Origin of the sequence: Pseudomonas sp. MWU13-3659, from assembly GCF_023757525.1 — a bacterium.
Classification (GTDB): Bacteria; Pseudomonadota; Gammaproteobacteria; order Pseudomonadales; family Pseudomonadaceae; genus Aquipseudomonas; species Aquipseudomonas entomophila_E.
Genome location: NZ_JAMSHW010000037.1, coordinates 1 through 21,906, shown reverse-complemented (window position 1 = coordinate 21,906; position 21,906 = coordinate 1). Strand labels below are relative to the sequence as shown.

Annotated in this window: 14 protein-coding genes and 1 pseudogene; 10 read left to right on the top strand and 5 right to left on the bottom strand. The window is 64.8% G+C overall.

Features of this window, described 5'->3' with window-relative positions; all coding sequences use genetic code 11:
• Nucleotides 1–92: 92 nt before the first annotated feature.
• The 3 genes from pgm to NGM28_RS25625 all read right to left on the bottom strand — a co-directional run bounded on the left by pgm (nt 93) and on the right by NGM28_RS25625 (nt 5,713).
• Entirely contained in the window at nt 93–1,730 is a 1,638-nt protein-coding gene (gene pgm / locus NGM28_RS25635) for a phosphoglucomutase (alpha-D-glucose-1,6-bisphosphate-dependent) (RefSeq protein ID WP_252092101.1), read from the bottom strand.
• A gap of 78 nt (nt 1,731–1,808) precedes the next feature.
• Nucleotides 1,809–4,064 carry an ATP-dependent DNA helicase gene (locus NGM28_RS25630; protein ID WP_252092099.1) on the bottom strand — a complete coding sequence of 752 codons (2,256 nt, stop codon included), beginning with the start codon at nt 4,062–4,064 and terminating at the stop codon, nt 1,809–1,811.
• Nucleotides 4,061–5,713 (bottom strand): VRR-NUC domain-containing protein, encoded by a 1,653-nt coding sequence (locus tag NGM28_RS25625; RefSeq protein ID WP_252092098.1) that lies wholly within the window; start codon nt 5,711–5,713, stop codon nt 4,061–4,063. Before NGM28_RS25625 ends, NGM28_RS25630 begins: the two co-directional genes overlap by 4 nt.
• 443 nt (nt 5,714–6,156) lie before the next feature.
• Between NGM28_RS25625 and NGM28_RS25620 the strand changes: the two genes are divergently transcribed.
• From NGM28_RS25620 to NGM28_RS25580, 9 genes and pseudogenes are all read left to right on the top strand, one after another.
• The gene (locus NGM28_RS25620) at nt 6,157–8,031 is read left to right on the top strand and encodes a 3-dehydroquinate synthase (RefSeq protein WP_252092096.1); all 1,875 of its coding nucleotides are present in this window, start codon (nt 6,157–6,159) and stop codon (nt 8,029–8,031) included.
• Nucleotides 8,028–8,918: a UbiA family prenyltransferase gene (locus tag NGM28_RS25615; protein ID WP_240066837.1), complete on the top strand. Its 891-nt coding sequence runs from the start codon at nt 8,028–8,030 to the stop codon at nt 8,916–8,918. Before NGM28_RS25620 ends, NGM28_RS25615 begins: the two co-directional genes overlap by 4 nt.
• Complete coding sequence (locus tag NGM28_RS25610; protein ID WP_502943910.1) at nt 8,915–9,655, top strand: EboA domain-containing protein; 741 nt, start codon at nt 8,915–8,917, stop codon at nt 9,653–9,655. The genes NGM28_RS25615 and NGM28_RS25610 overlap by 4 nt, the downstream gene beginning before the upstream one ends.
• Before the next feature lie 59 nt (nt 9,656–9,714).
• Entirely contained in the window at nt 9,715–10,599 is an 885-nt protein-coding gene (locus tag NGM28_RS25605; RefSeq protein ID WP_252092095.1) for a TatD family hydrolase, read from the top strand.
• Entirely contained in the window at nt 10,596–11,831 is a 1,236-nt protein-coding gene (gene eboE / locus NGM28_RS25600; protein WP_252092093.1) for a metabolite traffic protein EboE, read from the top strand. The genes NGM28_RS25605 and eboE overlap by 4 nt, the downstream gene beginning before the upstream one ends.
• Nucleotides 11,818–13,254 (top strand): alkaline phosphatase family protein, encoded by a 1,437-nt coding sequence (locus NGM28_RS25595; protein WP_240066833.1) that lies wholly within the window; start codon nt 11,818–11,820, stop codon nt 13,252–13,254. Before eboE ends, NGM28_RS25595 begins: the two co-directional genes overlap by 14 nt.
• Nucleotides 13,233–14,387, top strand: a complete 1,155-nt coding sequence (locus NGM28_RS25590; protein ID WP_252092091.1) for a hypothetical protein — start codon at nt 13,233–13,235, stop codon at nt 14,385–14,387. The genes NGM28_RS25595 and NGM28_RS25590 overlap by 22 nt, the downstream gene beginning before the upstream one ends.
• Before the next feature lie 10 nt (nt 14,388–14,397).
• A complete protein-coding gene (locus NGM28_RS25585) occupies nt 14,398–16,794 on the top strand; it encodes a hypothetical protein (RefSeq protein WP_252092089.1) in 2,397 nt (798 codons plus the stop codon).
• 89 nt (nt 16,795–16,883) lie between these two features.
• Nucleotides 16,884–17,938 (top strand): annotated as a pseudogene (locus NGM28_RS25580) (hypothetical protein).
• Here NGM28_RS25580 and NGM28_RS25575 read toward each other — a convergent pair.
• A complete protein-coding gene (locus NGM28_RS25575; protein ID WP_252092085.1) occupies nt 17,844–19,334 on the bottom strand; it encodes a hypothetical protein in 1,491 nt (496 codons plus the stop codon). The pseudogene NGM28_RS25580 and the gene NGM28_RS25575 sit on opposite strands and share 95 nt — an antisense overlap.
• A gap of 391 nt (nt 19,335–19,725) precedes the next feature.
• Nucleotides 19,726–20,748 carry a zinc-dependent alcohol dehydrogenase family protein gene (locus NGM28_RS25570; protein ID WP_252092083.1) on the bottom strand — a complete coding sequence of 341 codons (1,023 nt, stop codon included), beginning with the start codon at nt 20,746–20,748 and terminating at the stop codon, nt 19,726–19,728.
• A 206-nt stretch (nt 20,749–20,954) separates the two neighbouring features.
• Here NGM28_RS25570 and NGM28_RS25565 point away from each other — a divergent pair, with 206 nt between their 5' ends.
• Nucleotides 20,955–21,869: a LysR family transcriptional regulator gene (locus NGM28_RS25565; protein WP_110738668.1), complete on the top strand. Its 915-nt coding sequence runs from the start codon at nt 20,955–20,957 to the stop codon at nt 21,867–21,869.
• Nucleotides 21,870–21,906: the final 37 nt, after the last annotated feature.

The window sequence follows — 21,906 nt, the reverse complement described above, 5'->3', positions numbered from 1 at the left end:
GAACCAGGCGACGCGGTGCCTGGCACCGGCTGCGCCGGTGTTCGCGGCTCAAGCCGCTCCTACAAGGACCGCATCGACCTGATGACACGTGATCAGGCGATTGCCGCGTCCACCAGCACCTGGGCTTCCTCGACCAGGCGCTTGAGGTGCGCTTCGTCGATAAAGCTCTCGGCGTAGATCTTGTAGATGTCCTCGGTGCCCGATGGCCGCGCGGCGAACCAGCCGTTCTTGGTCATCACCTTGAGGCCACCGATGGCCTGGTTGTTGCCCGGCGCATGGCTGAGGATCTGGGTGATCGGCTCGCCGGCCAGCTCGGTGGACTTGACCTGCTCAGGTGCCAGTTTGCTCAGCAGTGCTTTCTGCCGTGCGTCTGCCTTGGCTTCGACGCGGGTAGCATACGGCTTGCCCAGTTTATCGGTGAGGTCAGCGTAGATCTGGCTCGGGTTGCGACCAGTGCGGGCGGTCATCTCTGCCGCCAGCAGGGCCGGGATCAGGCCGTCCTTGTCGGTGGCCCAGACCGAGCCGTCCTTGCGCAGGAACGAGGCGCCAGCGCTCTCTTCGCCGCCAAAGCCCAGCGAGCCGTCGAACAGGCCCTGGGCAAAGAACTTGAAGCCCACCGGCACTTCGTACAGCTCACGGCCCAACGCGGCGGTGACGCGGTCGATCAAGCCACTGGATACCACGGTCTTGCCCACCGCCGCGTCTTTGCGCCATTGCGGGCGGTTGCGGTACAGGTAGTCGATGGCCACGGCCAGGTAGTTGTTCGGTTGCAGCAGGCCGTCTGGGGTGACGATGCCGTGGCGGTCGTGGTCCGGGTCGCAGGCGAAGGCCACGTCGAAGCGCTCGCGCAGGCCGATCAGGCCCTGCATGGCATAGGGCGAGGATGGGTCCATGCGGATCTGGCCGTCCCAGTCGACGGTCATGAAGCGGAAGGTCGGATCGACCTCGGTATTCACCACTTCCAGGTCCAGCTTGTAGTGTTCGGCGATCGCCGACCAGTAGCGCACCCCTGCCCCGCCCAGCGGGTCGACGCCCAGGCGCAGCTTGGCGCCGCGGATCACGTCGAAGTCGATCACGTTCTCCAGGTCGGCCACATAATCGCTCACGTAGTCGTGGCGTTGAGTGGTCGCAGCCGCCAGCGCCTGCTTGTAATCCATGCGCTTGACGCCCGCCAGGCCCGCGGCCAGCAGTTCGTTGGCCTTGCCTTCGATCCACTTGGTGACATCGCTGTCGGCCGGGCCGCCATTGGGCGGGTTGTACTTGAAACCGCCGCTTTGTGGCGGGTTGTGCGACGGGGTGATGACGATGCCGTCGGCCAGGCCCTGCTGGCGGCCACGGTTGTAGCAAAGGATGGCGTGGGACACCGCCGGGGTGGGCGTGTACTCGTCATCCTTGCTCAGCATCACCTGCACGCCGTTGGCCGCCAGCACTTCCAGGGCGCTGGCAGCAGCCGGCGCGGACAAGGCGTGGGTGTCGGCGCCGATGAACAGCGGGCCATCGATGCCTTTCTCCTGGCGATACAGGCAGATGGCCTGGGTGATTGCCAGCACGTGGTCTTCGTTGAAGCTCAGCTCGAACGAGGTGCCGCGATGGCCCGAAGTGCCGAATGCCACGCGCTGGGCGGCCACGGCAGCGTCGGGGCGGCCGGTGTAGTAGGCAGTCACCAGGCGGGGAATATCGACCAGCACGCTGGCCGGAGCCGGCTTGCCTGCCAAGGAACTGAGCGTCATGCAAAACCTCGAAATCAACGAATGTTGGGTTGGAACGCGCAGTGTACTGAGAGTTTCATCGCCAGGCGATGGGGGCGATCATCTACATTGCCACCAGTCGGGAAACATCTGCCGCACCCTTGGTTCGGCGAAGCGCTCGTCGATCAACAGCAGCACGCCACGGTCCTGGTCGCCACGGATCACCCGACCGGCGGCCTGGATCACCTTGCGCACACCCGGGTAGAGGTAGGCGTAGTCGAAACCCGCGCCGAACTGCCGGCCCAGGCGCTGCTTGAACTGCTCGTTGACCGGGTTGACCTGGGGCAGCCCCAAGGTGGCAACGAATGCGCCGATCAGGCGCGTACCCGGCAGGTCCACGCCTTCGCCGAACGCACCACCCAGCACGGCGAACCCCACGCCCTGCCCATCCGCCACGAAGCGTGCGAGAAATGCCTCGCGACCCGCCTCATCCATGCCCGGGGCCTGTCGCCACTGGGTCAGGGACGGATAGCGCTCGGCCAGCATCTGTGCCACCTGCTCCAGGTACTCGAAGCTGCTGAAGAACGCCAGGTAATTGCCGGGCTGGCGCTGAAACTGCCCGGCAATCAGCTCGACGATCGGCGCCAGCGACGCCTGGCGCTGCTGGAAGCGTGTGGACACCTCACTGACGATGCGCACCTCCAACTGCTCGGCGCGAAACGGTGCGGCGACCTCCAGCCAGGCGGTGTCGGCGGGCATGCCCAGCAAGTCTGTATAGAAGCGGCGTGGATTGAGCGTGGCGGAAAACAGCGTGACGCTACGCGCTGCGCTCATGCGTGGCCCCAGCAGCCGCGCCGGCACCACGTTGCGCAGGCACAGCGTGGCCAGCCGACGCCCGCGCGCGCCGTTGCGCTGGCTTATGTCGAACAGGAAGTGCTCATCGAACAGCTCGGCGATACGACTGAACTGCAATGCCTGGAAGAAGAACTCCAGCACCTTGGGCTCGACCTCGGCCGGCGCTTCGTTCATGCGCTCCTGGATCAACCCAATGCAACGTTGCAGCGCCTGTACAAAGGCTTCCGGCAACTGCTCGAACGCCTGATAGGGCGCGACCTGCTGCTTGTACAGCGCGTTCCACTGGCGGTTGAGCCGTTCCAGGGCGCTGCCCAGCCCCGCAGGTTTGCTCTGGCGCAGGGCCTGTAACTGGCCCTGGTCGAGGCTGGCGCTGTACATCTGCCGCCCCCGCTCGACGAGGTTGTGTGCCTCGTCCACCAAGACCGCCGTGCGCCATTGATTGGTCTGGGCCAGCCCGAACAACATGGCGTGGGCATCGAAGTAATAGTTGTAGTCGGCCACCACCAGGTCGACCCAGCGCGCCATCTCCTGGCCCAGGTAATAGGGGCAGACCTGATGCTCCAGCGCCACTTCGCGCAGGCTGGCGCGGTCGAGCACGGGCACTTGCGCGGCGGCCTCGCGGGCGGCAGGCAGGCGATCATAGAAACCCTGCGCCAGCGGGCAGGACTCGCCATGGCAAGCGCTGTCGGGATGCTCGCAGGCCTTGTCGCGCGCGATCAGCTCCAGGGTGCGCAGGGCGGGTTGTGGCGAAACTTGAGTGATTTGCCGCAGAGCGTCCAGGGCCAGGGCACGACCAGGGGTCTTGGCGGTGAGGAAGAACAGTTTGTCCAGTTGCTGCGGCACCACGGCCTTGAGCAACGGAAATAACGTACCAAGGGTCTTGCCGATGCCCGTGCTGGCCTGGGCCATCAGGCAGCGGCCGGTGCTCACCGCCTTATACAGGGTTTCTGCCAGCTGGCGCTGCCCTTGGCGGAATTCGGGGTACGGAAAGCTCAGCGCGCTCAGGCCACGGTCGCGCTCGCCCAGGCGCTGCTCCTGTTGCCTGGCCCAGGCCAGGAAACGCTGGCACTGCACCTCAAAGAAACGCCGCAGGTCGTCGGCCGCATGGCGCTCGCTGATCACCGTCTGGCCGTCACTGTCCACGTCCAGGTAGACCAACGCGACGTCGATCTCCGGCAACTGCCGCGCCTGGCAAAGCAACCAGGCGTAGACCTTGGCCTGTGCCCAGTGCAACTGGCGATGGTTGGTCGGTTGCCGGGCCAGGTCGCCGCGGTGGGTCTTGATCTCTTCCAGGCGATTGCGCGCAGGGTCGTAGCCATCGGCGCGACCACGCACGCGCAACCCCAGGTATTCGCCGTCAAGGGCGACTTCCGCCTCATAACCCGCGCCACGCCTTGCCACCACCCGGCGATGGCCGGCAATGCCCTCTTGCGCCGTGGGCGAAGGGGTGAAGCGCAGGTCCAGGTCGCCGACCTTGGCGCTGAACTCGCACAGGGCGCGCACGGCGACGGTATAACTCATGCCTGCTCGGCCTTCCAGCGCACGTGGCACACCACCACGGGCAAGCCATGTGCCTGGCAGAAGTCGAGCCAGCGCAGCTGGTTGTCCTGCAGACGGTCACCCGGCCCTTTGACCTCGACCATGCGGTAACGCCCTTGCCCGGGCCAGAACTGGATCAGGTCGGGCATGCCGGCGCGGTTGTTGCGGATATCCTGCAACAACCGCACGAAGCAGGCCTTCATGTGCTGAGCCGGCAGGCAGGCCAAGGCGTCTTCGAGCAGGCCCTCATCGAGCATCTGCCAGAACACGAACGGCGACTGCAGCCCGTGCTTGGCCTTGAAGCAGGCGCGAATCGCCTCAGGGTAGCTGCCATCATCAAGCCGGCCCAGGCAACGCTCGAACAGCGACCCGCGCCGCGCCTGGAAATCGCTGTCGTGCAAGTCCTGCGGCCCGGCCTGGAACGGGTGGAAGAACGCACCCGGCACCGGGGCGAAGATCGCCTCCCAGCAGAGCAGTCCGAACAGGCTGTTGAACAGGGTGTTCTCGACGTAATGCGCAACGCTCCCCGCTTGCTCCAGGTGCAGGCGCACCGCCTCCTCCACGCCGTGCATCGCCAGCTCTGCCGGCAATTCCAGCTCGATCAGCTCAACATTGCCCGTGCGCTGGCGCGCCTGCGGCGGCCCACCCAGCTTGCGTGCCAGGCGCGGCAACATACGCTCGAGCGCCTGCTGCTCCAGGGCATTGGCCGGCGCCTCGGCCATCCGCATGGCCAGCGCATGGGCCTGCGGCCACTGCTCGCTACGTTCGAACACTCGCACCTGGCGAATACGCGCCTCGGGGTGTTCGCAGGCCTGGTAGATGCGCAGGGCCAGGTCCCAGTCGGCCAGGCGCTCGCTGTGCTGGCCCAGGCTGAACAACAAGCGTGCGCGGCGCCGGGCAAGCCAGGGGTTGGCGCTGTCCAGCCCGTCCAGGGTGGCCAGCAGCCCAGCGGGCGGCTCGCCCTGCTCCAACCGTTCGGCACACTGGTGCAAGGCCATGGCCAGGTCGACATCCGCACGCTGGCGCAAGGCCCGCGAGTCGTCACTGAAGCTGACGTGCTCATAACGGAACACACCCAGGTCAGCCAGTACGAAGTCCGACCAGTCCTGATAGAGGTTGCCAAAGAACAACAGGCGTAGCCGATCGCAAAGGGGTTGTAGCCGCCAGTGCAGAATGCGTGCAGGGAATGTCGGGAACCACTCGCTCAGCGGCCTTGGCTCCAGCGCGAGCGCTTGCAGCTGGGCCAGCAGATCGGCCTTGCCCGCCCGCGGCCGGGCGAGCTGGCCAGCGAAGCACTGCGCCACCTCCTCCTTGCGCAGCAGTGCCCACAACTGCTCGACCGTCAATGGCGTGTCTTCGGCCACCCAGCCCAATATCAGCAAGGGCCCCAGGGCTGCGGCGATATCGCCGATCTCGGCGTACTCAAGCTTGTCGCTGCGAAACAGCTCGCCCTTGCGCATCACCATGCGCACCAGCAGGGCCTGGGTCGGAATGGCTAGGCCGGAGAAGGCCTGGATGAAATGACGATCATCGTTGTCGAGCAGGTCGGCGTAACGCTGCTCGACCCAACTCAGCACCTGGCGAAAGTTGTGCAGGTAGTAAAAGGGGTCGTCGACGGAATGGGCGATCATGGGAGGGGGCGAACATTGAGGGCGAATACTGGTTATACATACAGACCAACCCCAGGGGCAAGTGCCGGGGATCAAGTCGGCGGTCATCAAAGAACAAATATTCTTCTACACAAATTGAAAGGCACGCGGTGGCCCGCAAACCTCCACGCCGCTGATCCGAGGCGTACACCCGGGTACGCAAGCAAACTTCCGATAAGCGGCGCTTGAGAGGTGAAGGGAATGCGCAGGAGACAGTGCTTCGGGCGCCGCTGACAACTGAAGCAAAAAATCGTTCAACCCCGTCTTGCAAAAGCCCGCCGAGCGTCTAATTTTTTTAGAACCGTCGAGTTAGCCATCAAAACAACATCACGCAGTCTGGAGCTTTTTATTCCGTCCAAGCATTAACACGCTGCCCTGAAAACTGAAACGGAAATCAGTCATAACAATATCAAGAGGGATGCTTGATGAAGCGCAGCCTGTGGCATCGTGTGCTCCGCAGCAATGCGCCTGCCGGATATTTCTGGGTATCACTTGTTTGCTTCAGCGCACTGGTGATTGCCAGCTTTGTGTTGTTCGAACAACACATCCAGGACTTCCTGGCCCACCTTGAGCTGTACCTGCCCATTACCCCCGCCCGCAAAGCCAACCTGGCCCTGCTGCTGATCGCCTTGCTGGCACTGGACGTGGTGCTGCCGGTACCGTCGAGCGTGGTAGCGCTGCTCGCCGTGGCCGCCCTGGGCAGCGTCGCTGGCTACCTGGTGATCTTCGTAGGCCTGTGCCTCGGCGCCTGGTTGGGTTATGCCCTGGGCGCCGGCTACTTCCGCGTGCTGTCCGCCCGCCTCGGCCTGCATCAGCGCAAACCTGGGCAACGGGTGCAAAAGCTCGGCACCCTGTCGTTGATCTGCCTGCGCGGTGTGCCGGTACTGGCGGAAACCTCGGTGGTCGCCGCCGGCATGCAGCGCTATCCGCTGCGCGCCTTCGTCCTGGTCACGACCCTGGCCAACATGGGCCTGGCCCTGGCCTATTGCGCCATCGGCAGCTTCCTCGTCGAGGAGAACGCGCTGCTGGTCACGCTCCTCGCCAGCATGGTCCTGCCGGCGCTTTTCATCGCCGGCTACAGCCTGTTCAGGCAGCTGCGCAAACCTGCCACGCCTGGGGTGCTGCACGGCCGCTTCGAGGTCAGCTACGACTATCCGGTGCGCTTCACCGATCATCTGTTCGACCTGGGCAACCCCTGCCTGCACCAGCAGCTCACCGCCGGACAGCGCGGGCGGGTGACGGTGCTGATCTTCGCCGACCAGCAATTGCTGCAGTGCAATGCGCATCTGTGCGGGCAGATCGAGGCCTGGTTCGCCAGCCATGCCCGCGACCTGCACCTGCAGGCCGCGCCGATCGCCGTCGCTGCCGGTGAGCTGAGCAAGACTGCGCAAGTGCTCCAGCAGTTGTATGCCGACATGCTCAAGCACGGCCTCGACCGGCACTGCTACGTGCTGGCCATGGGCGGCGGCGCCTTGCTGGATTCGGTGGGTTACGCCTGCGCCACCTTCCACCGCGGCATCCGCCTGATCCGCCTGCCGAGCACGGTGCTGGCGCAGAACGACGCCGGCATCGGCGTGAAGAACGGCATCAATGCCTTCGGCCAGAAAAACCTGCTGGGCGCCTTCTACCCCGCCACCGCCGTGATCAACGACTTCCAATTGCTGACCAGCCTCAGCCGCCGCGACCAGATCGCCGGCCTGGCCGAAGCGGTGAAGGTGGCGCTGATCAAGGACGCGGCGTTCTTCCAATGGATGGAGGAGCAGGCCGCGGCCCTCGCCCGTTTCGATCATCCGGCCAGCCGCCATGCCATTTTCCGCTGCGCCCAACTGCACCTGGGGCATATCACCGGGGCCGGCGATCCGTTCGAGCGCGGCAACGGCCGGCCGCTGGACTATGGTCATTGGGCCGCGCACAAGCTGGAAAACCTGAGCCAGCACCGCTTGCGCCATGGCGAGGCGGTCGCCGTGGGCATGGCCCTCGACGCGTTGTATGCCAATGCCCTGGGGCTGTTGAGCGATACCGACAGCAAGCGGGTGGTGAGCCTCCTGCAAAAGCTCGGGTTCAATCTGTGCCCGGCGGAACTGACCTTGAAAGACGAGCAGGGACGTTTCCAGGTCATGCTTGGGCTGGAGGAGTTCCGTCAGCATCTGGGCGGCCGGCTGTCGATTCCCATGCTCAACCGCATCGGTGCCTCGATCGACCTGCATGAAATCGATGAGCGCCTGATGCAACAGGCCCTGCTGCGCCTCTCCAGCCTCGACGTGGCACCCTTCGGCCTGAGCGAGGGTTGCGCGCAATGAACCAGGCCCAGGCGAACCTCAAGACCTGGATGACCCTGGGCCGGGTCTCCAACCTGCCGACGGTCTGGACCAACGCCCTCGCCGCCGCGCTCCTGGCCAGCAGCACCGGCGCCCTGGCGCCACCCTCGGGGCTGGTGTGGGCACTGCTGCTGGTGACGCTGTCGCTCCTTTACCTGGCCGGTATGCTCCTGAACGACCTGCTGGACGCCGATTGGGACCAGCGACACAACAATCCCCGCCCGATAACCCTGGGCCTGGTCACTTGCCGACAAGTACGGCTCGCGACCCTTCTCTTGTTGGCCCTGGCGGGTGCCTCGGCACTGGGCCTGAGCCAGTTGACCGAGCAGCCCCGGTGGTTGCTGGGCAGCATCACCCTGCTGGTCGGCTGCATCCTCGGCTACAACCTGTTGCATAAAAAGTATGTGCACAGCGTCTGGCTGATGGGCGCCTGCCGCTCGGCACTGTACCTCACCGCAGCGGCCAGCCTGACGGTGCCGCCAGAACCCATCTGGCTCTGCGCGATCCTGCTGGGCGTGTACATCAGCGGGCTGACCTACCTGGCCAGCCAGGAGCACCGCAACCAGTTGCTCAGCCGCCTGCCCCTGCTGCTGATGCTCAGCCCGCTGGCCCTGGCGATCTACGCCGAGACCTTGTGGTTCTGGCCGGTGCTGCTGCTCTGGCTGGGCTGGCTCGGTCGCCACTACTGGCTGCACCTGGCCAATCCGCAGCGCTTGAAGGTCCGCGCCTTCATCGGTGCCGGCCTGGCCGCCCTGCCCCTGTTCGACGCCCTGGTGATGGCCGTGGCCGACCAGCCCCTGGGCAGCCTTTTCTGCGTGCTGATGTTTTTCCTGCTTCCACACTTCCAACGCTGGATCAAACCGACATGAACATGGACGTCTCCGTGCCCCAGCCACGGCTGGCCGAACGCGGTCGGGCCCTGGATCCACTGCTCGACGAAGCCGAGAAACGCTGGTGGCAACAGGCCCTGGAACGCCTGCGGCAATCGCCGGACGCCAATACCGCTGCCCTCCTCAGCAGCCAATGCAAGCGCCACCTGCGTGACCAGGCGGTACCCGGCGCCGATGGCTGGAGCGCCATCGAACTGGCCCGCGCCTTGCTGCAGGCCTGTGTCGTCGGCTTGCAGCACGAAGCGGATCGCCCGGCACTGCTGGAGCAACTCTTCCAATGGGGCGACGACCAGGAAAAGGTCGCCCTGCTCAAGGCCCTCGATGAGCTCGACAGCGAGGGGCGCTGCCTCGAGCTGGCGCTGTTCGCCGGCCGCACCAGCAACCCGCGGGTCTTCGCCGCCCTGGCACTGGACACCCCCTATGCGTCCCGTCACTACCCGGAGCGGGCCTTCCATCAACTGGTGCTCAAGGCGCTGGGCATGGGCCTCGATGCCGCACGGGTGGTCGGCCTGGCGCAGCGCCAGGGCGCGACCCTCAACCAGCTGGCCCTCGACCTGATGGACGAACAACTCGCCGCCGGGCGCCCGGTATCGCCCAGCCTGCCCCGGCTGATCGCCTTCGGCCTGCTCAGCCCGCCGCAGCGCAAGCGCCTGACGGGCCTGTACCAGCAGCAACGCTTGCCGACGGAGTGGCACGAGCACCTCTTCGGCAGTTGACCGATCCACCGCCGGCCCCTGCACAACCGACATCTCCTTGCCCTTGATGAGGATTCACCATGCCCACGTATTTCGACCCGCACATTCATATGGTCAGCCGTACCACCGACGACTACCAGAACATGGCGGCCGCCGGCATCACCGGGGTGATCGAGCCCGCGTTCTGGCAGGGCCAGGCACGGACCAGCGTCGGCAGCTTCGTCGACTACTTCGACACCCTGCTGGGCTGGGAGCGCTTCCGCGCCAGCATGTTCGGCATCCACCACTTCTGCACCCTCGGCATCAACCCCAAGGAAGCCAACAACCTGCGGCTGGCCCAGGAAGTGCTGGATATCCTGCCGCGCTACCTGGTCAAGGATGGCGTGGTGGCGGTCGGCGAGATCGGCTACGACGACATCACCCCGGAGGAAGACCGCTTCCTGGCCATGCAGCTGGAGCTGGCCAGGCAGTTCAACCTGCCGGTCCTGGTGCACACCCCGCACCGCGACAAGATCGGCGGCACCAAGCGCACCCTGGCGGTGATTCGCGAAGTCGGCATCCCCGAGCACCAGGTAGTGATCGATCACCTCAACGAGCTGACCCTGCCCCTGGTGCTGGAGACCGACTGCTGGCGCGGGCATTCGGTCTATCCCAACACCAAGATGTCGGAGCAGCGCATGGTCGCCCTGCTGCAGCAGTACGGCACGGAGAAAATGATCGTCAACAGCGCTGCCGACTGGGGCGTCAGCGACCCGCTGAAAGTGCCGAAGACCGGCCAGGCCATGCTCGCAGCTGGCTTCAGCGAGGCCCAGGTCGAGCAGGTGCTGTTCCATAACCCGGTCGACTTCTTCGCCCAGAGCGGCCAGCTGGACAAGGCCCTGGTCAGCACGCCCTTGCCGATCGACCAGCGCAAGACCTGGCAGGAAAACTCTGCCCTGCGCGGCCAGGACCCGGTGATCAAATGAGCGCCGCCGTGTGCTGGACGCCTACCCAGGTCGGTTACTGCGGCAATGTGCACCCGACCCGCGACCTAGCCGGGCTGCGCGCCTCGATCGAGCGCCACTTCCAGGGCGTGCGCCACCTGCGCGGGCTGCACGAACAGGACAGTGGCCTGTGGATCTGCGCCCGCGCCGCCGGCGAGTTGCAGGACGCTTCGGCATGCGGCCACTTCCTCGACCTGTTGCAGGACACCGGGCTGCGCCTTACCTCGTTGAACGGTTTTCCCTATGGCGAGTTCCATGAGGGCGCGGTGAAGGCCGAGGTCTACCTGCCCGACTGGTCCATGCCCGAGCGCCTGAGCTACAGCCTGAACCTCGCGCGAATCCTGGCGCAGGCCTTGCCGGCGGACTGCCGGCAAGGGGTGATTTCCACCGTGCCCCTGGGCTACGCCGCCAACTGGAGCCCGGCCTTGCAGCAGCGTGCCGAACACCAGTTGCGCCAGCTCACCGCCGAGTTGGCCAGGCTGCATCGCGAGAGCGGCAGGAAGGTGGTGTTCTGCCTGGAAATGGAGCCGGACTGCGTACTGGAAAACACCGACCAGGCCATCGCCTTCTTCGCCCAGTGGCAAGCCAGCGATCCGCACCATGAATACCTGGCCCTGTGCTTCGACGTCTGCCACCAGGCCGTGATGTTCGAGGACTGCTATCGCGCGCTGGACCGCCTGCGCCTGGCCGGGGTACCGATCGGCAAGATCCAGCTGTCCAACGCCATGATCTGCCGCCTGCCGGCCGATGACCCGCAGCGTTTTGCGCAGGTCCTCGACGTGCTCGGCGAGTTTTCCGAAGCCACCTATCTGCATCAGGTCAAGGCACGGGACAGTCAGGGGCGCCTGATGGCCTGGGCCGACCTGCCTGCCGCACTGGCCGACTGTGCCCGTGATCCCGGCCGTTATGGCGAGTTGCGGATTCACTTCCATGTCCCGCTGTTCAGCGAGCATTTACTGCTGCCCGAACTCAGCGGCAGCCAGGCCGCACTGGGGCAGACCTTCGACTATCTGGCCGCCCACGACGACCTGCGCCCGGTGCTGGAAGTGGAGACCTACAGCTGGGGTGTGCTGCCCGCACAACTGCGGCCGAGCAACGAGCAGGCCCTACTGCGCGGCATCGCCGCAGAGTTGCACTGGGTCGAGGCACAGCTGCGCCAGCGTGGCCTGCTGCACGCGCACCTACGCGAGGAGCACGCCGATGCCTGCCCGTAGCCCCCTGCTGCTGATCAACGTGGTCGGCCTGACGCCCTCGCTGCTGGGCCCGAACACGCCGCATATCAACGAACTGCTGAAAACCGCGCAGATGGCCAGCCTGCAACCGTCGTTTCCGGCGGTGACCTCCACGGTGCAGGCCTCGATCCTGACCGGGGCTGCGCCGTCGCAGCACGGTATCGTCGGCAATGGCTGGTACTGGCGCGACCAGGCCGAGGTGCGCTTCTGGCTGCAACCCAACGCGCTGATCCAGGGCGAGAAGGTCTGGGACACGCTCAAGCGCAAACTGCCCGGGTTCCGCTGCAGCCAGTTGTTCTGGTGGTACAACATGTACGCCAACGTCGATGCCTCGATCACTCCGCGCCCGCATTATCCGGCCGACGGGCGCAAGCTCTTCGGGCTGTATTCGTCGCCGCCGGGCCTGCACGAACGGATCGAAGCGCAGATCGGTGAGTTCCCCTTCCCTGGTTTCTGGGGGCCGGCGGCGGGCATCGCCTCGAGCCGCTGGATCGTCGATTGCGCCCTGCTCGAATTCCAGCTCAATCGCCCCGACCTGCAACTGATCTACCTGCCCCACCTCGACTACAGCCTGCAGCGGGTCGGCCCCGAGCACCCGTCGATCGCCGATGAGGTGCGGGCCATCGACCATGAAGTCGGGCGCCTGCTGAGCTTCGCCCGGGACCAAGGCGCAGCGGTGATGCTGCTGTCGGAGTACGGCATCGAGGCGGTCGGGCAATCGGTGTCCATCAACCGCGTACTGCGCGAGCAAGGCTTGTTGCAGGTGCGCCAGTCGCTGACCTGGGAATTGCTCGACCCCGGTGCCAGCGCGGCCTTCGCGGTGGCCGATCACCAGATCGCCCATGTCTACGTCAGGCGCGAGGACGATGTTCCGCGTATCAAGGCCCTGCTGCAGCGCCAACCCGGCATCGAACAGGTGCTGGACCGGGCCGAGCAGCGCGCCTGGCAACTGGACCATCCTCGCAGCGGCGAACTGGTGGCGCTGGCCGCCCCGGGATTCTGGTTCGATTACTACTACTGGTTCGACGAGCGCAAGGCGCCGGACTTCGCCCGCACCGTGGACATCCATCGCAAGCCCGGCTACGACCCGGTGGAGCTGTTCGTCGACCCGGCCATCCGCTTCCCCAGATTGAAGGTGGCGCGCCGCCTGCTGCAGAAAAAACTCGGCATGCGCTACTACATGGACCTGATCCCGCTGGACAGCGGCCTGGTCCGTGGCAGCCACGGCCGACCGCCAGCCAGCGAGCAGGCTGGCCCGTTGCTGATCACCGATTGCGACGTACCGCTGCCGCGGCGCATTGCGGCAACGGCGGTCAAGCACCTGCTGCTTCTGCATTTCCTGGAGCAGAACCCAACTGACCTGGCCAATGCCAAGGAGCACACATGCGGCGAGCCATCTCGATAACCGTTCTCAGTACACTGGCCGGACTGGCCCAGGCTGATAACACCAACACCTTCAGTTGCAGCAACTTCCTGACCTTCAACGGCAATCAGGCCCAGGCCCGGGCCTTGCTCGACACGAGCAAGGAAACCCTGAGCTGGAACTGGTTCAACTGCCTGAACCAGCTGGCGCCGAACGGTCTCGACCGGGTCTGGGAAACCATGAAGCCGTCGGACCAGGTGTACCTGGCCGACGGCGCCAAACCCACGCCCTACGGCACGCCCTTCACCCCTCCTGCGCAGGTGACGAAACAGGCCGCCACGATTGCGGGGATGAACCTCAAGCGCGCCTTCCACAACCTCAACGCCACCCAACAGGTGGATGGCCTGGCCCTGGAAATGGGCGGGGCGGTACCGGCATCGCAACAAGGCAAGCCCGTGCGCTTCCAGTTGCTGATGGGCGAATCCACCTTCAACTACATCGTCGACCAGGGCGTCTACAACATGAACGGCCAGGACGCCCTTGCCAGCAACCTGGACTTCCCGGCCACTTCCTGGGAAGTGAAGGCCGGCTGGTTGTGGATCGGCAGCGACGCCACCTACCAGGCGCAACTGGAGAAGGACGGCTACTACATCGCCCAGGCCTACTACCAGAACAAGGACGGCACCTACGAGGTCGGCTACGCCGCGCTCACTGCCCTGCACGTGATCAACAAGCTGGTCACCGGCTGGGTCTGGACCACCTTCGAGAACGTCAACAATCACCTGTACACCGTGACCAACGCCACACCGTCCCAGCCGATGACCAACAGCACCGGGCCGACGCCCGCGGCGGTCCCGGTCAACACGCAGTTCCAGGGTTGGTACGGGAATCTGTCGCGCTACGAATTGATCGGCACGCAACTGCAGACCAGCCCCACGCTGCTGGCCAACTCCCAGCTGGAGTCGGCCTTCCAGACCCAGTCCTCGTGCTTTGCCTGCCACGGCACGGCGGCTTATTCGAAGAGCGACGGCTACTTCAACTTCACCCAGGGCGGCGAGGCCGGCCAGGGCGGCATCGTCTACCCAACCGAGCCGGTGCCCGCGTCCGAGTTCGAGGGCTACAACAAACTCGATTATGTCTGGTCGCTGAAGCGCGCCCAGTGGCAGCGTCCTTGAGGAGCACGACATGAGCGTACTGAACTTCCCCCGCATCTACCTGAAAGGCCACATGTTCTGGAACCCGCCAACGGGTAACAACAACGATATGTTCCCGCTGTACGACGCGGTGAACATGGAGATGAACTGGCGCTTCCTCCAGCACTACAACATCAACAGGGACAATGCCCGCGACCTGCTGCTGAACTGGATGATCACGCCCCGGGCGCTCCACGAGGCGCCGGACTACGTGACCCAGGCGCCGCCCAACGCGCCGTCCCCGCGCAATCGCTACCCTGTCATGATGCCCGCCGAGTGGGATCTGTTCGGCGACAACGGCTGCGGCACCGTCACCTACAAAGAGACCACCTCCACCATCATCGGCGGCGAGCTGCCCACCGGTGGCTATGTCAAAAGCGACCCGCTGATCACCCTGCCCTACAACCTGTACGGCAATCCGTTCGGCAGCAGCAACCCGAGCCCGGCGCGCTTCGTCGACGTCAGCCCCTGGCAGAACACCTTCACCGCGCTGTACTTCGACAAGCTGGTCCTGGGCGACGCCACCTGCGGCCTGACCGCCAAGCGGCAATTCCGCATGCTCGATCGCTTCCTCAACTTCAACTGGGGCGCCTTCGGTGGGCTGAACTATGTCACCACCACCTGGCAGACCTGCTTCCCGAAAGAAAACCTGAGCTGGGTGGTCGGCGATTCGGCGCTGCTGAAGAACCTCCAGGCGCAGCTGGACAAGCCGGGTGTGCAGGGCCTGATGTTCCGCTTCTGCACCTACCTGACCTTCTACGACAAGAACGGCGTGTTCAACGACCAGCCGCCCATCAGTGCCAAATCCCAGGACCCGGTGGACATGGCCAGGGTCCAGGCGCTGTACCAGAAAGGCCTGAGCAACCCTGCGGGCATCTTCTTCAACCCGGCCTACAGCTGCACCTCCGGTGTCCTCGGCCTGTGGCTCGATGACGAGTACCCGACCGCGCCGGCCGGCGTGCGCCTGGTGCCTGACCTTGCCGTGGCCGTGCCCCCTCAGTACAACTTCAAGTCTCCGCCCGAGGTACAGCTGGGTGTCGTCTCGGCGCAGGTTCACGACAGCATGCTGTCGCTGGACCTGATGAATACCTTCCCGTTCAAACCCGCCACACCACAAGCAGGTCAGAATCCCGATATCCCGACGGCAGAAAAACTCGACCTCGGCAGCTTCGACGTGGGCATCGACCAGGGCGGCACGTTCGTCCCGGTGACCAGCTTCACCTACGCGGACTACCAACAGAGCATGTTCGAGCAGCGCTCCGGCATCCTCGACCTGCTGCTCACCGAGAGCCAGCAGGCACAGTTGACCAGCGGAGCACCGCTGGCGCTGCAACAGCAGGCGACCGGGACCCCGACCTCCAAGCAGGCGACCTGGACCGCCGAAGTGATCCAGAGCGGCAGTTTCATCGACGTGGGCGAAACCAGGACCCTGCAGATCATGGTGCAGAAGAACGGCGTGCCGGCGAAGAACATCAACCTGCTGGTGGCGGAATACAACAACCCTTATCTGCTGGGTACCTCCAGCTACTACCTGGGTTTCAGCAACAATCCTGACTTTGCCCTGTTCAAGGACTTACCCGCCGATCGCACGCAGAACGCCGAACTCTGGCCGCAGTTCGTCGGTGCCCCCGAGGTCGATGCCGTGGCAACCGAGGGCGCGGGGCGCAAGCTGGTGGGCTTGCGCAGCGAGGTGGCGACCGATGTCGGCACGGAGGTGACGTACCAGCAGTACAAGACCACCCCCGCTGGCATATCGCTAGGCGCCTGCCTGGTCTTCGAGGGCGCCAAAACGGACACCCGATACCTGCAAGAGCCGGCGAACGAACAGGTAACCTACAACTACCTGCAGATCACCACCGACGACAACGGTATCGCCAGCGTGACGGTCACCGGCAAGCTTCCCGGCTTCCCGACCTTGCGCTTCTTCCCCAACGAGGACGGCAAGGCCGATATCGTCTTCAGCTTCAACTACCTGGGCGCCTATGTGGACTTCCTCGCGCCGCTGCGGGTGCTGCCGGAGGAGCCCATGCTGAAGCGGGAGTTCGTCGACCAATGGAACAAGGTCTATCTGGAGACGAACTCGGGGCAGTTGATCTGGGACCGCTTCATCTACCCGAGGATCTTCGAGCCCTACTACTACCTGTACCCGATCATGGGCAAGTTCATGCCGCTCAATGACCTGTCGCGCATCGAAGGCGCGGTGGACCAGCTCATCCGCCTGATCAGCAAGCCGTACCAGGAAGAAAGCACCGTGGCCATGCCGATCACCCGGGACATGCCGCAAAGCCGTCGATCGGTGCTCGAGCTCTGGGCGCAGAAGCTGGTGCAACTGAAGTACCCACCGAGGCAACTGACCATGGATGACTACAACCATCTGAAGATCAACTGAGGCCGCAGCGCCGGGTGGCAGGGATGTCACCCGGCGCTTTTCATCGTTCAGGGAACAAGGCTCAAGAACCCGCGCGACAGGAAGGATCTATGCCAACAATACTTCATATCCCGCACCCCCCCGCGAAACCCTGCGCCCCACTTCGATCATCGCCGAAGGCCTGCTCAACCCCCGTGGCGTCCATGCCGAGGACGACGGCAGCCTGCTGCTGGTCGAAGCCGGCAGCGGCCTGCCCGGCGACCCGTTCACCGGACGGATCAGCCGCCTGCCCGTCGACCTGGCCAACCCAGGCGCGTATCGGCCCCGCGAAACCCTCGCCCAGGGCTTCCGTGCCATGAACATGCAGGCGCGCATGCTGCGCGACGAGATCATGGGCCTGTCGGACATCGCCTTTGGCGACGGGCGCTGCCTGGTCAGCCAGACCGATTACGTCGCAGGCTCGAAACTCCTCGACCTGCAATACAGCCCGCCGGAACCTGTGTGCCATAGCCAGGGCAACCTCAATGCCCTGTGCTATCACCCCGGCCGACGCAGCTGGCTGGCGGTCAAGCCGGATACCAACGAGTTGGTGGAGTTGCGCCCCGGCGCGCAAGAACAGGTGCTGATGCACCTGCCGAACCTGGAGCAGAACCAGGAGGCCGTGCCTGTCACCCTGGTATACGAGCCGGCAACCGGGGCGGTGCTGGTCAGCCTGTTCTCCGGCGAGCTGCATGCCGACCCGGCGCGCAAGGGCGTGGACTTCGCCGACAAGGCCGGCCAGGTGATCCGGGTCTGGCCCGAAAGCAGGCGCCTCGAGGTGCTGATCGACGGCCTGCAACTGCCCACCGGCCTGGCCCTGGACCCGCAGGGCAACGTGCTGGTCCTGGAGCTCTGCGCCAGCCTGCAGCAACCCCTGCGCGCCGACTGGAACGGCGAGGCGCTGCATGGCGGCTTCACCCGCTTCAGCGGACGCTTGCTGCATTGCGACCTGCATAGCGGCGAGGTGAGCATCCTGGCCCGGGAGCTGGATACACCGTCGAACCTGTGCCTGGTGGAGGGTGCGGTGGTGGTCAGCGAAGGCATGGGCCTGACGGGCCGTCCGCTGCCGACACCCGAGGGCCGGGTGGTGCCGCTGGACGGTCGGTTGCGTCGGGTATCGCTCTGACGCCCGACTGCGGTGCCATGGATACCCCACTGACCTGCATTGCCCGCAACCACCTGTCGCGCCTGCCCAGCATCAGCAGCAGGCGTTGGATCGTCGCCCCCGGCTGGCCTGCATAGAGTGACCGCAGTTGCGTCAACTCAAGGCCACTGGTGTCGATCAGCCACTGCCTGACCGGCTCCGGGCAAGGTCGGCCCTGCAACGCCTGGTGCAGGTAAGGCAAGGCGACGCGCATGCCTGGATGGCAACGTTGCACGAACGCCTCCAGGTTGCGGCCCCTGGCCTCGAAGGGGGAAAACAGCTGGCAGACCAGTTGGTCCTCGCCCACGCCATAGGCGTCGAACAGGCGCGCCTGCGCCTCTTCGCGCAATGCCTGGCCCTGAGGCCAAGCCACCTGCCCTGGCTCAAGACGCCGGAAGAAGGCCCGGGCACCTTCGCCATAACCACGCGCCTCGACATGCTGCGCCCGCAAGCCATGCAGATGTGCCAGTGGCAAGGGATCGAACAGACCTGCCGGGCCCTGGGCCATACACGGCAAGGCGTCCTGGCGTCCCAGCATCTGATCGAGGGGACCACTGTCATCCAGATGCTGCAGCACGTCCTCGACCGTCACCACGCGCAGGCCCTGCCCGCCCCCGTCCTGTGTGCGGGGTGTCGGTGCCTCGAAGGGGTCGGCCAGCAGCAGGCCCAGTCGCGTCAGCCCTCCGGCGAGGGCATCGATGTCGTTGCCTGGCGCGCTGTATCCCGCTTCGATCAACTGGCGCAGGCAATGCCTGCTCCAGGCCAGCAGCCGGCGGCGTTGGCTTGCAGGCACGACAGTCACCAATGCATCGACATCACCAGGCATCGCCAACGCATTGCCCAGGCCTGCCGCCAGCTCCAGATAGGCCCTCGCGCCCAGCACCGCCTCCGGCTGGCCACCCGTCAAGTGGCCAAAAAGCAGCCAGGCCTTGCCGCTGGCGGCACGTTGTTCGGAGGAACAGCTCGGGCGGGCGCCGAATCGTCCGATCTGGCCACTGTCGCTGCGGAGCAGTTCGACCCGCGGGTCATCGTGCAGGAACAGCGCACTGAAACAGCGCTCGTGACTGGCCAGGGTGCTGTCGTCAAGAGTCGGATGCCTGGCCACCAGTACTCTCAGACGGAAAGTGTCGACATAGCGCAGGGAAATGCTCAGTTGCGCGGCGCGCAGACAGGCCAGCAAACGGGCGCTGCGCCGGTCGGCCCCGTGCAGCACCATCAGCTGGAATCGGCCAACGTGCTCCTGGCCACCGGCCACCACCAGCAAGCGCTGGATCAACAGTTGCACCGACGCGCGCTGGGCCTGGTTCATATGCTCGAACAGGCGTTGCAGGACCTGCTGGTAGACATAGTGCATGGCTTGGTCGTGGGTATTACTCATGCGTTCGCTCCACTTGCCTGAACGATTCAGGCTGAAGTGCGAATTCTGGCAGATGAATGTAGTGTTGCGCCTGAAGGAAACTTCCCAAAGTAGGGTAAGACGCTTAGGTAATATTTGAATAATTTCAAACTAGCGGTGATTGGCGGTGTACACGCTAATTTAAACCTGCGCTTGTAAGATGTGTCTGAGGAACAAGTCTTAACTTAAACACCCCAAACATTCACTCAAATGAATGGGGCCGCCCTGCGGCCCTTCGCCGGCAAGCCGGCTCCTACAGGTAACGCGTCGCCTTTGGGCTGCGCAAACATCCGTAGGAGCCGGCTTGCCGGCGAAGGGCTGCAAAGCAGCCCCATCAAATAGTACTTCCTGCTTGTCTGAACAGTTCGAGCTGTCAGGACGCCGCCATATCCAGCACCACCCGCCCGCCACAAGGGCATTCATCCATATAGCGATGCGCCTCGACCACTTGTTCGAACGGATACACCTTGATGATCTGCGGTGTCAGCAAATGATCGGCGGTGAACTGGTTGATATCGCGCAAGGCCCGTTGCAAGGCAACCTGGTCCTGGTCGATGCCCAACTCCGGCTTGCCGGTGAAGTTGCCGATACAATGCACGTGGAATTGAATGTTCTTCTTGAACGCCGCGCACGCCGGGAACGGTGTCTGGTTGCCGCCCTGCAGGCCATACAGCACCAAGCTGCCACGGGGTGCCAGCACATCTCCAAGCAGCGACATCTGCGGCCCACCCATGCCGTCGAGGACCATGTCCACGCCACGGCCATCGGTGTACTTGCCGATCTGCATCAGCAGGTCCTGCTCTTCGGTGACGATCACCTTGTCCGCGCCCAGGCCCAGCAGGTACTCGCGCTGCTCCGGCTCCTTGGTGGCGGCAAACACTTTCAGCCCGAGCGCCTTGCCCAGTTGCACGAAGGCCGGCCCCGCGCAATGGCTGGCATCGGTGACCAGTGCCGTCTGCCCAGCCTTGGCCCGGGCCAGGTCGACGAAGGCGAAATAGGCGATCAGCAGTGGCGTGTAGTGCACGCTGGCCTCGATGGGGGTCAGCACATCGGGGTAACGGGTGATGGCCATGCGCGGCAGCACGATGACGTCGCCGTACACCGGGTGGTCGTTGGCGCTGGTGGCCGGGAAGCTGGCGACCCGGTCACCCACCGCAATATCATCCACCCCGGCGCCGACGGCCGTGACCACACCGGCCATCTCATGGCCAATGCCCGCCGGCAGGTGCGCCTGGGACGGTGCCAGGTTCTGCCGCCAGAGCACGTCGTACCAGCTCACGCCAATGGCCTCGACGCGGATCTGCACCTCGCCGACGGCCGGGGTCGGTTCAGCCTGCTCCTCGCAGCGGAGCACATCGGCCGGACCGAACTTGTGGAAACGGATCATGCGGGACATCGCATACCTCGCCTATGTGAATCTCGTATTACCACGGACTTTATCCGGGCTTTCACGGTTGGGCCATCAGTGGCTGTTAATAGTCGACATGCCTGTCATTGATTGGGCCCCTGACAAATCTGTGCATTGGTACCCGGAAATCGGTGCAGGGTACCAGCCTTTGCCCTTAAGATTCACCCCTGCCCCACTAAAGCGAGCCGCATCGAATGAATCGTAACGACTTGCGTCGCGTAGACCTCAACCTGCTGATCGTGTTCGAAACGCTCATGCATGAACGCAGCGTGACCCGCGCCGCCGAGAAACTGTTCCTCGGCCAGCCGGCGATCAGCGCCGCGCTGTCGCGCCTGCGCAACCTGTTCGACGACCCATTGTTTGTGCGCACCGGCCGCAGCATGGAGCCTTCTGCCCGGGCCCACGAGATCTTCGCCCTGCTGTCGCCAGCGCTGGACTCGATCTCCACCGCCGTCAGCCGCGCCGCCGAGTTCGACCCGGCCACCAGCAACGCGGTGTTCCGCATCGGCCTTTCAGACGACGCCGAATTCGCCCTGCTGCCGCAGTTGCTCAAGCGCATCCGTGCCGAAGCCCCCGGCATCGTGCTGGTGGTACGCCGGGTCAACTACCTGCTGATGCCCACCCTGCTCGCCTCGGGCGAGATCTCGGTGGGCGTGAGTTACACCAGCGAACTGCCCGCCAACGCCAAGCGCAAGGTGCTGCGCCGCAGCATGCCCAAGCTGCTGCGCGCCGACAGCATGCCTGGCAGCATCACCCTGGATGACTTCTGTGCCCGGCCCCACGCACTGGTGTCGTTCGCCGGCGACCTGTCGGGGTTCATCGACGAGGCGCTGGACGAGATCGGCCGCAAGCGCCATGTGGTGTTGGCGGTGCCGCAGTTCAATGGGCTGGGGAGCTTGCTGGCGGGGACCGATATCGTCGCCACGGTGCCGGACTACACGGCCGATGCGCTGACCGCGGCGGGCGGGTTGCGGGCGGAGGACCTGCCGCTGGAGGTGCGGACGTTCGAATTGCACATGGCCTGGCGTGGGGCGCAGGACAATGATCCGGCGGAGAAATGGTTGAGGTCGCGGATACAGATGTTTTTTGGTGACCCTGACAGCCTCTAACATTGGCACAGGGCTAAATGCTTCTGTAGGAGCCGGC